The 13,688-nt window shown below is 72.3% G+C and carries 12 protein-coding genes and 1 tRNA gene; 3 read left to right on the top strand and 10 right to left on the bottom strand.

Going from position 1 to position 13,688, the window contains the following annotated elements; genetic code table 11:
• Positions 1-155: 155 nt before the first annotated feature.
• Together AB0N07_RS02290 and AB0N07_RS02295 are read right to left on the bottom strand one after the other, a co-directional pair.
• Positions 156-2,045 carry a YfjP family GTPase gene (locus tag AB0N07_RS02290; protein ID WP_365831195.1) on the bottom strand — a complete coding sequence of 630 codons (1,890 nt, stop codon included), beginning with the start codon at positions 2,043-2,045 and terminating at the stop codon, positions 156-158.
• Positions 2,046-2,048: 3 nt separating this feature from the next.
• Positions 2,049-3,656, bottom strand: coding sequence for a dynamin family protein (locus AB0N07_RS02295; protein WP_365831197.1), 1,608 nt, complete (start codon positions 3,654-3,656; stop codon positions 2,049-2,051).
• A gap of 320 nt (positions 3,657-3,976) precedes the next feature.
• On the opposite strand from AB0N07_RS02295, the gene AB0N07_RS02300 reads away from it, so the two are divergent.
• Positions 3,977-4,049: transfer RNA gene (locus AB0N07_RS02300), tRNA-Arg, on the top strand.
• 40 nt (positions 4,050-4,089) lie between these two features.
• Here the strand turns inward: AB0N07_RS02300 and AB0N07_RS02305 are convergent.
• Positions 4,090-5,013, bottom strand: a complete 924-nt coding sequence (locus AB0N07_RS02305; RefSeq protein ID WP_365831199.1) for a zinc-binding dehydrogenase — start codon at positions 5,011-5,013, stop codon at positions 4,090-4,092.
• A gap of 77 nt (positions 5,014-5,090) precedes the next feature.
• Between AB0N07_RS02305 and AB0N07_RS02310 the strand changes: the two genes are divergently transcribed.
• Positions 5,091-5,489 (top strand): helix-turn-helix domain-containing protein, encoded by a 399-nt coding sequence (locus AB0N07_RS02310; RefSeq protein ID WP_365831201.1) that lies wholly within the window; start codon positions 5,091-5,093, stop codon positions 5,487-5,489.
• A gap of 78 nt (positions 5,490-5,567) precedes the next feature.
• Here AB0N07_RS02310 and AB0N07_RS02315 read toward each other — a convergent pair whose 3' ends face one another.
• The 5 genes from AB0N07_RS02315 to AB0N07_RS02335 all read right to left on the bottom strand — a co-directional run bounded on the left by AB0N07_RS02315 (position 5,568) and on the right by AB0N07_RS02335 (position 11,090).
• Positions 5,568-7,289 carry an LCP family protein gene (locus AB0N07_RS02315; protein ID WP_365831203.1) on the bottom strand — a complete coding sequence of 574 codons (1,722 nt, stop codon included), beginning with the start codon at positions 7,287-7,289 and terminating at the stop codon, positions 5,568-5,570.
• A 165-nt stretch (positions 7,290-7,454) separates the two neighbouring features.
• Complete coding sequence (gene tatA, locus AB0N07_RS02320; protein WP_365831205.1) at positions 7,455-7,742, bottom strand: Sec-independent protein translocase subunit TatA; 288 nt, start codon at positions 7,740-7,742, stop codon at positions 7,455-7,457.
• A gap of 33 nt (positions 7,743-7,775) precedes the next feature.
• Positions 7,776-10,409 carry a magnesium-translocating P-type ATPase gene (mgtA, locus tag AB0N07_RS02325; RefSeq protein ID WP_365831207.1) on the bottom strand — a complete coding sequence of 878 codons (2,634 nt, stop codon included), beginning with the start codon at positions 10,407-10,409 and terminating at the stop codon, positions 7,776-7,778.
• Entirely contained in the window at positions 10,402-10,764 is a 363-nt protein-coding gene (locus AB0N07_RS02330; RefSeq protein ID WP_365831209.1) for a metalloregulator ArsR/SmtB family transcription factor, read from the bottom strand. The genes mgtA and AB0N07_RS02330 overlap by 8 nt, the downstream gene beginning before the upstream one ends.
• Before the next feature lie 47 nt (positions 10,765-10,811).
• Positions 10,812-11,090, bottom strand: coding sequence for a hypothetical protein (locus tag AB0N07_RS02335; protein WP_365831211.1), 279 nt, complete (start codon positions 11,088-11,090; stop codon positions 10,812-10,814).
• Positions 11,091-11,285: 195 nt separating this feature from the next.
• On the opposite strand from AB0N07_RS02335, the gene AB0N07_RS02340 reads away from it, so the two are divergent.
• Positions 11,286-12,245, top strand: a complete 960-nt coding sequence (locus AB0N07_RS02340) for a D-2-hydroxyacid dehydrogenase family protein (RefSeq protein WP_365831213.1) — start codon at positions 11,286-11,288, stop codon at positions 12,243-12,245.
• Positions 12,246-12,258: 13 nt separating this feature from the next.
• On the opposite strand, the gene AB0N07_RS02345 is transcribed toward AB0N07_RS02340, so the two are convergent.
• Together AB0N07_RS02345 and AB0N07_RS02350 are read right to left on the bottom strand one after the other, a co-directional pair.
• On the bottom strand, positions 12,259-13,131 hold the full coding sequence (locus AB0N07_RS02345; RefSeq protein ID WP_365831215.1) for a tyrosinase family protein: 873 nt from the start codon (positions 13,129-13,131) through the stop codon (positions 12,259-12,261).
• On the bottom strand, positions 13,115-13,573 hold the full coding sequence (locus AB0N07_RS02350) for a tyrosinase family oxidase copper chaperone (RefSeq protein WP_365831217.1): 459 nt from the start codon (positions 13,571-13,573) through the stop codon (positions 13,115-13,117). The genes AB0N07_RS02345 and AB0N07_RS02350 overlap by 17 nt, the downstream gene beginning before the upstream one ends.
• Positions 13,574-13,688 lie beyond the last annotated feature (115 nt).

Genomic DNA, 13,688 nt, shown 5'->3' on the forward strand with positions numbered 1-13,688 from the left:
CCGCGGCCTGCTGACCCGCACCGCCCCCAACACCTACAAACTGATCCTTCCGGACACCTTGACGCTCGCGGGCAATCCTTAACTTCGCGGCATTGAGTGATCATCTGCAGAAAGGCTCACCGTCACCCTCCGGAACCCGCGGCCCCGTCCGGGTGTCACCGGGGCCCGTTCCCCACCCCCGTCACCCGCCCGTACTGCTCCCGCACCTCCCGGTAGCGCAGCAGCTCCGCCGCCACCGGGTCCAGCACCCGGGCCCGACCGCACCCGGCGGCCGCCTCCCGCAATCGCCGTTCCGCGTCGGTGCCGTAGCGCCGGGCCGGTCCGCGCGCCGCCATCCGGCAGCTCCACTCGACGATCGGGCCGCCGACGATGCCGGCCGCCATCAGCAGCACCGGCACCCCGAGGTTCGGCGCCATGAACCCGATGATCTGCCCCAGCAGCCACAGGCCGCCCACGACTTGAAGGAGCGTCATGGAGACCTGGGCCATGACGGCCAGCGGCCACCAGCCGGGCCGTGGTGGCCGGCCCGGCGGCAGACCGGCCCGCACCGCCAGTTCGTCGAGCGCCTCGGGCAGCCCGTGGGAGCCGCGTACGGCCGCCTCACGCACCGCCTGGGCCCAGGGCGCGGGCAGCCCGGTCGAGGCCCGGTCGGCGAGCGTGCGCACCGCCTGCTCGACACGCTGGCGTGCCGTGACCTCCTCGTCCGTCTGGGTCGGCAACGGCACCCGCCCGGTGGTCTGTTCGGACCGGTCCCGGTACCACCGCCACAGCCGCAGCCAGGGCGTTCCGCAGGCGCGGTTGGCGTTGCGCAGCCAGGCGCGCTCGGCCGCCTCGCCGGCGGCGGAGGCACCTACCGCGTCCGCGAGCCGGGCGGAGAACTCGTCCCGCGCCTCCTCGCTCAGGCCGGTCCGCCGCCGCGCCGCGTAGAGGGGCCGCAGGTCCTCCGCGGCGGCGTCGAGATCGGCCGAAATTCGCCGCGCCGGGGCTCCGCGTTCCGCCACAAACTGCCCCAGCGCCTCGCGCAGTTCACCGACGCCCTCCCCGGTGAGCGCGGAAAGCGCGAGCACGGTGGCACCGGGATCGCCGTACTCGCCCAGTGCGATCCCGTCCTCGTCGAGCAGCCGCCGCAGGTCGTCGAGGACCTGGTGGGTGGCCTCGCCGGGCAGCCGGTCGGTCTGGTTGAGGACGACGAACATGACCTCCGCATGCCCCGCCATGGGCCGCAGATAGCGCTCGTGCAGGACGGCGTCGGCGTACTTCTCGGGGTCGACGACCCAGATGACGGCGTCGACGAGGGCCAGGACCCGGTCCACCTGTTCGCGGTGCTGTACGGCCGCCGAGTCGTGGTCGGGCAGGTCGACCAGGACCAGCCCGCGCAGTTGCGCCTCCGTCTCGGGGTTCTGCAGCGGGCGCCGCCGCAGCCGGGGCGGGATGCCGAGCCGCTCGATGAGGCTCGCCGCGCCGTCGCTCCAACTGCAGGCGATGGGCGTCGCGGTGGTGGGCCGCCGTACGCCGGTCTCCGAAATGGGCACCCCGGCCAGGGCGTTGAACAGCTGCGACTTGCCGCTGCCCGTGGCGCCCGCGATGGCGACGACGGTGTGCTGCCCGGAGAGCCTGCGCCGCGCCGCCGACTCGTCGAGCACCCGCCCGGCCTCGGCGAGCGTCTGGCCGTCCAGCCGGGTGCGGGAGAGGCCCACGAGTTCCCGCAGCGCGTCGAGCCGCGAGCGCAGGGGGCGGTCGTAGGTGAGCGGGACCGTCGGCTGGACGGTGAGCGCCCGCGTCTCCACCACCGGGACGTGCTCGGACCCGGTGTTCTCCTCGGTGGCGCGCCGCGCGATCAGCCCGTCGTCCCAGGCGCTCGTGGAGTCCGTACGACGGGAAGGGCCGACGTCCACCACGCGCGCGTGGCCGCCTTTGTCACGTACGCCGGACTCCCGTTCGCCGGGCCCGTGCTTCGCCGTCTGGTCCCCTCCCGTCAGGCGCTTGGCGCTCTCTTCGGGGTGCTCGGCCCGGCCCGTGTGGTCCTCGTCTGTGACGGCAGTCACCGGTCACCTCTCCTTCTGCAGTACGGACAGCGCGGCGATGAGTTCGGCCTGGGGTTCTGGGTGGATCTCGAGGGCGTCGAGGGGTGCGAGACGGCGCTCGCGTTCGGTGTGCATGACCCGGTCGAGGTGCTCGGTGAGCAGCCGCCCGCCCCTGTCGCGCAGCCGCAGCGCCCCGTGCGCGCCGATCCGCTCGGCGAGCCCTTCGCCGGCCGGACGCGCCCGGCGGCCGCCCAGCAGCGCGGTGGTGACCAGGGCGGCGACGACCTCGGGGTCCGGCGCGACATTGCGGTCGAGGTCGCGGACCTCTTCCTCGGCATACTCCTCGAGCTCGCGCCGCCATCGCCGTACGGCCATCCCGATGCGGTCCTCGGCGCTCTCCGCGGACGGTTCCTGTTCCGTCAGCTCCGGGGCGCTCGCCGCGGGTTCGCGCCGCCAGGCCTCCCGGATGCGCTCGTCGGCGGCGGTGACGGCGCACAGCAGAAGCGTGGCCAGGCTCTCCATGAGCGCGTCCAGGAGCTCGCCGGCGGAGCAGTCCAGGGGGAACGCACGCCACCGCTTGAGGGCGTCTCCGGCGAGTACGGCGCCGGCCTGCAGCCGCCCACGCACGCGCGCGTGCTCGCTCTCGTACGCGCCTTCGACGGCGTTGGTGAGCCGCAGGGCCGCCGCGTACTGGGCGGCGGCGGCACTGGCCAGTTCGGGCAGCCGGGTCCTGAGGGAGTCGAGCATCCCGTTCGCGGTACGGGCCATGGCCTGCTGCCGGGCGGCCGGGTCCTGCGCCAGGTGTACGAGCCAGGTCCGCAGCGAGGCCACGGCGGTGGCCGGCAGCAGTCCGCTTCCCCAGGCGGACTCGGGTAGTTCGGGCACGGTGAAGCGCGGTACGTCGCCGAGTCCGGCCTTGGTGAGCAGCGCGCCGTACTGCCGGGACACCTCGGAGACGACCTGGTGCGGCACGCGGTCGAGCACCGTCACGAGGGTGGCGTCGTACTCCTTCGCGGTGCGCAGCAGATGCCAGGGGACGGCGTCGGCGTAGCGGGCGGCCGTGGTGACCATGACCCAAATGTCGGCCGCGCAGACGAGTTCGGCGGCCAGGACACGGTTGTCGGCGATCAGGGAGTCGATGTCGGGGGCGTCGAGGAGGGCGAGCCCGCGCGGCATCGTGTCGGCGGTCTCGACGCGCAGCACGCGCGCGGGGTCCTCCCCGGGGAGCAACAGGTCCTCCCCGGCGTCCTGATGGGGCACCCACACGCGTGTGAGGTCGGGCAGCACTCTCATCCCGCTGAACCAGTGATGGTCCTCCGGGTGGCACACGAGCACCGGTGTTCGCGTGGTCGGCCGCAGCACGCCCGCCTCGCTGACCCGCCGCCCCACGAGGGAGTTGACGAGGGTCGACTTGCCGGCTCCTGTCGAGCCGCCCACGACGGCCAGCAAGGGCGCTTCGGGCTCCCGCAACCGGGGCACCAAGTAGTCGTCGAGCTGTGCGAGCAGTTCGTCGCGGTTGGCACGCGCGCGTGGAGCCCCGGCCAGGGGCAGCGGGAAGCGTGCGGCGGCGACACTGTCGCGCAGGGCGGAGAGTGCGTCGAGCAGCTGAGGCCGTACGTCCAAGGTCACCACATGCGGAGAATGCCCGATTTTAGGGGAATTCTGAAGCATATGAGCATGTCTGCGCGCCGACAGGACACAAGGGACGGAAGGGACGACTGGGACGCAGGCACAGTCCAGGCATAACGAGTGCACAACACCCGGTGCGCGAGGGCCCAAAAGCGATGCACGATTCGTACCTGCCTGCGATTATCAGGACCGCTTCACTGAACCTCCACATCGAGCCACGGAGGCGAAGCAACAGGGACAAGGACACGGGAGCCCTATCCTTGTCCCCGGCAACGTCACGGAACGGCCCACACCCGGGCACCCACGACAGCGGCCACACACCGGCCCCCGTAGCTCAGTGGATAGAGCAGGCGCCTTCTAAGCGCTTGGCCGCAGGTTCGAGTCCTGCCGGGGGCGCCCAGTCTCCGCCCTCCTTCGGGAGGGCGTTTTTGCTGCGTCAGAGTGGGCTTCCCAGCGCCATGACCGCTTTTCCGGCGACACGGCGTCCGCGGAGGGCCTCGGCGGCCTCGTCGAAGCGGTCCCAGGCGCCCTGCCAGCCGATCTCGATCCTGAGGAGCCCCTCGGCGGCCAGCTCGGTGAGAACGGCCAGGTCCGCGCCGACCTCGCCCTCGATGACGAAGGAGTTCAGCGACTTGGCCGGGCCGACGGTCGCATACGGCGGAAAGACCGCCGGTTCGCCGGAAGTCCAGCCGACGCTCTGCACGCTGCCCCCGGGAGCGAGCAGATTCCATGCCGCGACCAGCTGAGATCCGCCGACGCTGTCGATGACCACGTCGACCGGTCGGTGGAGACCCTCCAGTCCGATCAGCACCTCGTCGGCGCCGGCCTCCGTCAGACCCTCTGCGCGGGCCGCCGAGCCCACCGACGCGATCACATGGGCGCCGGCCCGCGCCGCCAGCTGGATCGCGAACCGGCCCACCCCACCGGAGGCCCCGGTGACCAGCACCCTTTTGTCCGGTCCGAGCCCCGCGGCCCGCAGCGAGCGCAGTGCCGCCACTCCGGCGACCGGCAGAGCCGCGGCCTGCGCCGGCTCCAGGCCCTTCGGCACCTCGGCGAGCGCTCCCACGTCGATCGCCACGCGCTCGGCGAACGCTCCCGCGGTCAGCGCCACCACCCGGGTGCCCACCGCCGGGCCGGTTCCGTCGGCCGCGGCCCGAACGACCACTCCGGCGGCGTCCGAACCGAGCACCGCGCCCACCGGGATGCGCCCGGAGCGGGCGTCGTTGAGGTCGCCGTAGTTCAACGAGGCGTGGGAGACGTCCACCAGGACCTGGCCCGGCGCGGGCACGGGGTCGGACACCTCGGCGAGGCGGACGGCCGCGGATGCGGACGGATCGACGACGAGAGCACGAACAGACATGTCTTCCCCCTTGGTTCACGACTTGTAACAGCAGCCATCATCGATAACCTGGCTGGTCGCCGGAAGAAGGAACTTTCATGTCACGCAGTCACACCCGTGTTACCGAAGCGCTGAGAGACGAAGCCTGCCCGGTCACCGAGGTGCTCGACCGCGTGGCGGGCAAGTGGAGCATCGGGATCCTGATCGCCGCCGCCCACGGCCCGGTTCGCTTCACCGAGCTCGAACGGGCCATCGAGGGCATCAGCCGACGGATGCTCACCCTCAATCTGCGCCGGCTGGAGCGGGACGGACTCCTCGTTCGCACCGTGTATCCGACCGTGCCGCCCAAGGTCGAGTACAGCCTCACCCCCATGGCCCAGGAGCTCCACGCTTCGCTGACCGGGCTGGTGGGCTGGGCCGAGCGGCACCGGTCCGCCATCGCCGAGGCCCGCGCGGCCTACGACACCGCGGCGGAGCAGAGCCCCGACACCGACTGAACCGCCTCCCTTTCGTCACCGCCGGCCCGCCTGCGGCTTCACCCCGGACGCGCCGATCTCATGCACCGAGGGCGTCCGTCAGGGCGCCGAGTCCTCCTTGCCCCTCGCCGCCGCGTACGCCTGGGACGGTGTCATCGAAACCCCGTTGATCTGCACCGTCTTGTAGGGGCTGACCTTCGCGCAGGTCTTGGCCTTGTCGGCGGTCTGGGCGTGCGCGTCGGCGACCGCGGCGTGCGTGTCGGCGGGGGCGGCGGCCGACGAGCCGCCCGAGGAGCCGTACGCCGTGCCGCTCGGCCAGTCGCTGCCGATGACGAGGACCACTCCGCTGCTGCTGCCCTGGGTGAGGTGCGAGGTGGGCAGTCCGAGGGCGGAGGCCGCCGTCTGGGCCTCGGCCTTCTGCCCGGGGCCGTAGGTGATCGTCGTCCTCGACGACTGTGCGGGGGCGTTGCCCGTGGTGGTGTTCGAGCTGAAGCCCTTGGTGAGGAGGGCCTGCGCGATCACGGAGGCGCGTCCGCCGGTGCTGGTGCCGTTCTCGACCCGTACGGCGACCTCGGAGGCCGGCACGGTCGCCGCCGGCGCAGCGGACGGGGACGCCGAGGGCGTCTTCTTCCTGCCGCTGTCCGACGTCAGCGACTGGTCGTTCTCGATGGTCGCGAACAACGACTTCGCGGAGGCCGCGGGGACCAGCCGGTTGGCGTTGGCCGGGTCGGCCGCGGTCTGCATGGTGGTGAATGTCATCCGCTTGGACGGGACCTTGTCCAGGTCGGTCGCCAGGCCGACGAGCTTGCTGACACTGCCCAGGCCGGTGTCCACGGTCAGCGCCTTGGTGGCGGCGTCCGCCAGGGAGTAGACCTTCGTCGGGTCCGTCAGGGTCCCCGCGCTCTTGAACTTGCGGATCATGGCGCTGAGGAAGAGGTGCTGGGAGACGGTACGGCCCAGGTCGCTGCCGTCGCCGAAGCCGTGCCGGGAGCGGACGAACTCCAGCGCCGCATCGCCCTGGAGGGTGTGGGCGCCCTTGGCGAGCTTCAGATGGGAGTAGGTGTCGTAGACGTTGTCGCTGACGCAGACGTCGACGCCGCCGACCGCGTCGGACATCTTCACCACTCCGGCGAAGTCGAGCATCACGAAGTGGTCGATGGTGATGCCGGTGAGCTGGTGAATGGTTTTGACCTGGCACGCGGGGCCGTACTGCAGCGCGCTGTTGATCTGTCCGTAGTAGCCGGACGTGGCCTGGCTGCTGTCCGGGTCCTTGCAGGCGGGGACGTGGGTCATGGTGTCGCGCGGGACGCTCATCACGGTGGCGTTGGAGCGGTCGGCGGAGACGTGCACCACCATCTCCACGTCCGCGTTGTGCCCGACGGTCGAACTCGCCGAGCCGCAGCCGCCGCCCAGTTTGCAGTCGGCTGCGTTGTTCCGGCCGTCGGAGCCGATCACCAGGATGTTGATCGGGGTCCGCCCGAAGGCATCGGCCTTCTCTTTCCCGCCGGCACCGTCGTCGATCGAGACGCTCTTGATGTTGCCGTTCAGGTGCTCGTACAGCCAGGCACCGGCTCCGGCCGTGACCAGGATCAGCACCGCCACCGTGAACAGGGCTATGCGGCCGATCCTTCTGCGCCGGGCGACGGGCTTGGCCCGGCGCCCCGCGCCGCGCCCCCGGGAGCGTGCCGCCTGCCGGGCCGCGGCCCGGCCGCCCTGCGGTGGGCGGGACGTGCCGTCATCGGACTCGCGCTGACGCGGAACACTCGCCGAACGATCTCGGGTGGCCGCATGGCCACGACTTCCGCCCCAGGGGTCGCTCAACTCCCACTCCCTACGCTGTGGCCGACGCCAACCGACGGCGCCACGGCGCACCCCTCGGGTTGGTTGATTGCGCAATATAGCAAGCGTTATCCAGTTCGCAGGTGGGCTGTGTCACACCTCCCACCTGCGCCGGGCCGGTACGCCGTACCGGCATGCCTCTCCGGCTCAGCGAACCGTGCTGTCCTCGGAGACCGGACGCGCCGATGCGGCATCTCCGGGGGAGGACTGGATGACGCGGGCGGCCGTCGCGTCGGACGCGGGCTCGGACTGCGGCTGGGCGGCGGGTGCCGGGGCAGCGCCGTCCTCCTTCATGGCCTTCGCCTCGCTCTTGAGGATGCGCATGGACTTGCCGAGACCGCGGGCGGCCTCGGGCAGCTTCTTGGAGCCGAACAGCAAGATGATGACGATCGCCAGGACCAGCAGGTGCCAGGGTTCCAGTCCGTTGCGGAGCATCCCGCCCACCCCTTCTCACTTCTCGCATGGTTGCTACGTTGCGCAACTGTACAACCAAGGTGCCCTTCTGACAGCCATCAGTCCGACGGTGTACAGCGCGAGAACGGCGGCCAGCAGAAGGTAGTAGAGAAGCGGCAGCGGGGTCAGCCCGAGCAGCGAGCCGAGCGGGGAGACCGGCAGCAGCAGTCCTACGGCGGCCAGCGCGCCCGCCGCCCAGCCTATCGGCCCGGGTCCGCGCCCCACCGCGAGACGCCCCGTGCGCAGCAGGACCATCACCAGGGCCTGGGTGAGCAGGTTCTCGGTGAACCAGCCGGAGTGGAAGACCGCCCGGTCGTCCAGTCCCCCTGGTCCGTGCAGGGCGAGCTCCAGCACGCCGAAGGTGGCCAGGTCGGCGACCGCGTTGAGGACGCCGAAGCCGACGATGAAGCGCAGCAGGTCGCGCGGGCGCAGCAGCGTCGGGCGGCGCAGCACCGACGGATGCGGCCGGTCGTGTGCGAAGGCCAGTTGGGCGGCGTCGAAGCACAGGTTCTGCGCCAGCACCTGGGCCGGCAGCATCGGCAGGAAGGGCAGCAGGAGGCCCGCGGCGAGCATCGCGATGACGTTGCCGAGGTTGGAGGAGAGGGTGATGCGCAGATACGTGGCGATGTTGCCGCCCGAGTAGCGTCCGGCCGCGATGCTGTGGTCGATCGCGGTGAGGTCCTTGTCTGCCAGGACCACGTCGGCGCTCTCCCGGGCGACGGCCACGGCCTCCCGCGGTGCGATGCCGACGTCGGCCGCGCGCAGGGCGGGCAGGTCGTTGACCCCGTCGCCGAGGTAGCCGACGGTGTGCCCGCCGGCCCGCAGGGCGGCGGCGAAGCGGGCCTTGTGCGCGGGGGTGCAGCGGGCGAGGACGACGGTGCGGGCGGCGGCCGCGGCGAGTTCGGCGTCGGTGAGCCGGTCGATGGCGTCGGCGGTGAGGACACCGTCCGGCGGTACGGCGATCCCCAGGTCGCGGCAGGCCCGGACGGCGGTGCCCGGGTGGTCGCCGGTGAGGACCCGGACGGTGACGCCCCGGTCGGCGAGGACCTTCAGCGCTTCGGCGGCGGTGGGGGCGAGCGCGTCCTTGAAGGTGACGAAGCCCCAGAACTCCAGGCCGCGTTCGTCGGCGGCCGTGTACTCGCGGATCCGGGCGGGGCGTTGCGCGGTGGCGACGGCCAGCACCCGCAGCCCGTCGTCCGCGTGTCGCGCCGCGAGCGCGAGCAGTTCCCCGCGCTGGTCGTCCTCCAGTACGCAACGCTCCAGGACGGCCTCGGCAGCCCCCTTGACGACCAGGGTGTGCGTCCCCAGCCGCCCCGGCGTGCGGACGACGGCCGTCGCAAGCCGCCGCAGCGGATCGAACGGAAGGGCCGCCACCCCGTCGTACGCCATGACGTCGTCCTCGTCGGCCCCGTCCAGGACGGCGTCGTCGAGGGCGTCCGGGGCGGGCAGGTCGGCGAGCTGCAGGGCCCACCAGGCGTTCACCGCGGCCCAGCGCAGCACCTCGGGGTCGTCCCGCCCGTCAGGGCCGAGGGCCTGGTGGAGTACCGGCCGGTCCTGGGTGAGCGTGCCGGTCTTGTCGAGGCACAGCACGTCGACGGCGCCGAGGTCGTGCAGCGCGGGCAGCCGCTTGACGATCACCCCGTGGCTGCGGGCCAGCAGTGAGGCGCCGCGGGCCAGGCACATGGTGACGATGACCGGCAGCATCTCCGGCGTCAGCCCGACCGCCACCGCCACCGCGAACGGCAGCGTCTCCAGACCGCGGTCGCGCAGTGCGGCATTGGCCATCAGGACCAGCGGCGGGGTCAGCAGCATGAACCGGATGAGGATCCAGGAGATGCCGTGCACGGACCGGTCGAAGGCGCTGGCCTCGGGCCGGGCGTCGCCACGGCCGTGCGCCGCCGCGAACCGGGTCCGCCCGCCGGTCGCCACGACGACCGCGGTGGCACTGCCGGACGCGACACTGCTGCCCTGGAAGCAGAGCTCGGGCCGGTCGAACAGGCCCCCGCCCGCCACGCCCGCCCCGTCGGCGGCATCCTTCGCCACCGGGGCCGACTCCCCCGTGAGCACGGCCTGGTGCACGGTCAGGCCCTGCGCCCGCAGCAGTCGTACGTCGGCGGGGACCAGGTCGCCGGGGCCCAGCCGGATCACATCGCCGGGCACCAGCTCGTCCACCGGGATCTCCCGGGCGTCCGGCGGCAGATCCTCCCCGGCGCGGCGCAGGACGGTGGCGGTGGTGGCGACCAGGCCGCGCAGTGCCGCCATGGACCGGCCGGCCCGGTGCTCCCCCGACGCGCGCAGCACACAGCTCACGGTGACCAGCAGGAGGATCACACAGGCGGTGCCCCAGGAGGCGACGGCCGCCGACACCAGCCCGAGGCACAGCAGCACGGCGGTGAACGGATCGCGCAGACTGCGCAGCAGCGCCCTCGGCCAGGAGGCTTCCCGGTGCGTCGGCAGAGTGTTGGTCCCGAAGCGGGCCTGCCGCTCCTCGGCCTGCGCCTCCGTCAGCCCGCGCGGCCCGCTGCCCAGCCGCCGCAGCGTCTGCAGCAGGGTCGAAGGGCCCGGCCCCGCACCGGCGACCGGTCCCGGCCCTCCCGCGGAATCGAACGCCCCGGGGTCGGGTTCCGGGGCCGCGCTGCTGTCAGCCACCGGCCCCGCGCAGCGCATGCACGGACGCGGTCGCCCCGTCGGCACGCGCGGCCAGCTGCCCCACCATCACCCGGACCACGGTCACGACGTCGGGATCGTCGACGAAGTAGATCTGCCGCCGCCCCTCCCGCCGGGACCGCACGAGCCCCGCGAGCTTCAGCTTCGCCAGGTGCTGGCTGACCGCGGGCAGGGCCCCGCCCACCCGGTCGGCGAGGTGTGTGACATCGCTCTCGCCCTGCGCCAGCGCCCACACGAGGTGCAGCCGGGCCGCGGAGGCCAGCAGTCCGAAGGCGGCGGCCGCCTCGGCCAGTACCTCGGCGGACGGATCCTCGAAGCCTCCGATGTCTGCCGCCACTGTCCTCTCCCGTCCCACCCGATAGCCGCACCGCGTGCCGGACCAGTCTAGGTGTCCGGCTGTGCCCTGACCTCCGTCTCGGCGCCCCCTGCCGCCGCGTCGTCCGGCTCGGAGCGGCCGCGGGCCGCCATCAGGAGCCAGGCGACGTCGCCGACGGCCGTCCCGGCGGCCACCGCCCCGGCGACCAGACCCGCCGTGATCAGCCCCTGTCCGACGTAGGGCCGCCCGGCGAACGCGCCCGCTCCGAACCCGAGGAACAGGAACACGGCCGCGGCAACGGCCGGCACACCGGTCACGAGCATCGCCCGTACGCACACGAACCGCATGTATCTCCCCCGATGGATGGCAGCCTGCGGCATGGAGTGGCGAGTGTAATGGCTCTCGGCTTGCGCAATCTTTAAAGGCTTACTTGATCTACACGACTCGATCAACGCGTACTCGAGTGGCTTGCGGATCCGCTCATACGCGACCATTGCTGATCACGCCCTGCCACCCGACCCCGCCGACGAAAGGGACCCGCCGTGCGGCTGCGCTGCGCTGTGCTCGACGACTTCCAGCAGGTGGCGACGGAGCTGGCCGACTGGTCACCCGTGGCCGACCGGGTGGATGCCGTCAGCTTCGCCGAACACTTCGACACCGAGGACGCACTCGCCTCCGCGCTGCATGACTTCGACATCGTCGTCACCCTGCGCGAGCGCGTCGCCTTCCCGGCCTCCCTGCTCGCCCGCCTGCCCCGGCTGAAGCTGCTCGTCGCTTCCGGCATGCGCAACAGCGTCATCGACTACGCCGCCGCCGAGGCGCACGGCGTCACCGTGTGCGGCACGGCGAGCACCTCGACCCCGCCCGTCGAACTGACCTGGGCGCTGCTCCTCGGCCTCGCCCGCGGCATCGTCGAGGAGAGCAACTCCCTGCGTTCAGGCGGCCCTTGGCAGCAGACGGTGGGCGCCGACCTGCACGGCCGCCGCCTGGGACTGCTCGGCCTCGGCAGGATCGGCAGCCGCGTCGCCCGGGTCGGCACCGCCTTCGGCATGCACGTCAGCGCCTGGAGCCAGAACCTCACCAAGGAGTACGCAGACGAGGTGGGCGTGGAACTCGCCGCCTCCAAGGAGGAGTTGCTGGCCGGCAGCGACTACGTCTCCGTCCACCTGGCCCTGGGCGAGCGCACCCGCGGCCTGCTCGGCCCCGCCGAACTCGCCCTCCTCAAGCCCACCGCCTATCTGATCAACACCTCCCGCGCCGCGATCGTCGACCAGGACGCCCTGCTCGCCGCCCTGCACGAGGGCCGGATCGCCGGTGCGGGCATCGACGTCTTCGACATCGAGCCCCTCCCCGCCGACCACCCGATGCGCACGGCTCCCCGTCTGCTCGCCACACCGCACCTCGGCTATGTGTCGCGGGCGAACTACGAGACGTACTACCGGGAGGCGGTGGAGGACATCCGGGCCTTCCTTGACGGGGCGCCGGTACGCCGGCTGGGCTGAAGCGAGGGATCGGTCAGGCGTACCGGTAGATCCGGCTCACGTCCTCCATCTCGTCCGGTGTCACCCCCCACGGGGGCATCGGCTCGTGCCGGGCGACGATGCGCCCGCGCTGCCCGCTGCGGGGGCCGGGCTGCTGGGCCGGCAGATAGCGCGGGGCGCCGTTCCTGTGCAGTTGCTGCCAGCGGGTCCACTGCAGGTCGACGAAGGCGTGGTGCAGCCAGAACACGGGGTCGTTGACGGAGGCGCCGCCGAGCATGGCACCGCCGACCCAGCGGTGGACGCGGTTGTGATTGCGCCAGGCGACGCCGTCCTGTCCGGTCCCCCAGCCCTCCAGCTTGTTGCGGAACCCCTCGTCGCAGGTGGAGTCCCAGGGCGAGGTGTCGTAGACCGGGTCGGCGAGCGCCTCCTGGAGCTCCTCCTCGGTCGGCAGCTCGATGGGGTCGTCGGCCCGGCCCAGGTCCCGGGTGAGGAACTCGACGTCGATGATGCCTTCCCGGATGCGCCAGTAGCCCTGCGCAAAGGCGAACGGCCCGCTGACGACCTGGTGGTCGGAGCTGCGCCCGTTGCCGCCGAGGAGGTCGTCGCTCCAGGGCACGGACGTCGTCGAACGGTCCCGTGTCCAGTCCCAGTACGGCACCGTCACCGACGGGTCGACCCGTTGCAGCGCCCGCTCCAGGTCCAGCAGGAAGCGGCGGTGCCAGGGCAGGAAGGAGGGCCCCATGTGGGCGGGACGCAGGCCGGTCTCGCCGTCGGCCTGGTAGTACGCGATGTGCACCCGCACGAACTCGTCGTACTCCCCCCGCCATTTGATCTGGAGGAGTGCGTTGACGAGCCGCCGCCGCTCGTCGCGCGTCAGCGTGCTCACGTCCTTACGCACGTACGCCATGGCGTTCCCCCATGTGCAGGTGGCTTCCGCCGAGCAGGCCCGGCGCCAGGTCGCGCAGCCGCTGCCCGGGGCCGAGCTCGTCGACGGCGGCCCGGGTGGCCTCCAGCAGGGTCCGGTACGAGCAGTAGTGGTTGACCATGCTCAGCCAGCTGCCGTCGGAGCGGCGCATCAGATGCAGCGGGCGGCCGTCCACGGTGACCTGCCACGCACGGCCGTCGGCGCCGCATGCCGGGGCGGGGAGCAGGGCACCCCGGATGCGACGGCCGCGGTAGATCTCGTCGAAGGCCGACTCCGCTGCCTCCCCGAAGCCCCCGGCGGACCGCGAGGCGGCGAGCACGGGGGTGAGCGCGAGCGCGGCGAGGCAGGCGAGCACCCGGCGTCTTATCGCCTGCCACCCCGGCGGCTCGGCGCCCTTCGGTACTCCACCGGCACTGACGACCATGGCTCGCTCCCTCGTAGGGTCAACACCAGTACGTTCATACGATGCTGCGCCCACATGGAACGTCGGTGGAGCCGGTACGTCAGCTCGTCCATAAATCCCACAAACGGGTCAGGCT

The sequence above is a fragment of the Streptomyces sp. NPDC051172 genome (genome assembly GCF_040682555.1).
GTDB lineage: Bacteria > Actinomycetota > Actinomycetes > Streptomycetales > Streptomycetaceae > Streptomyces.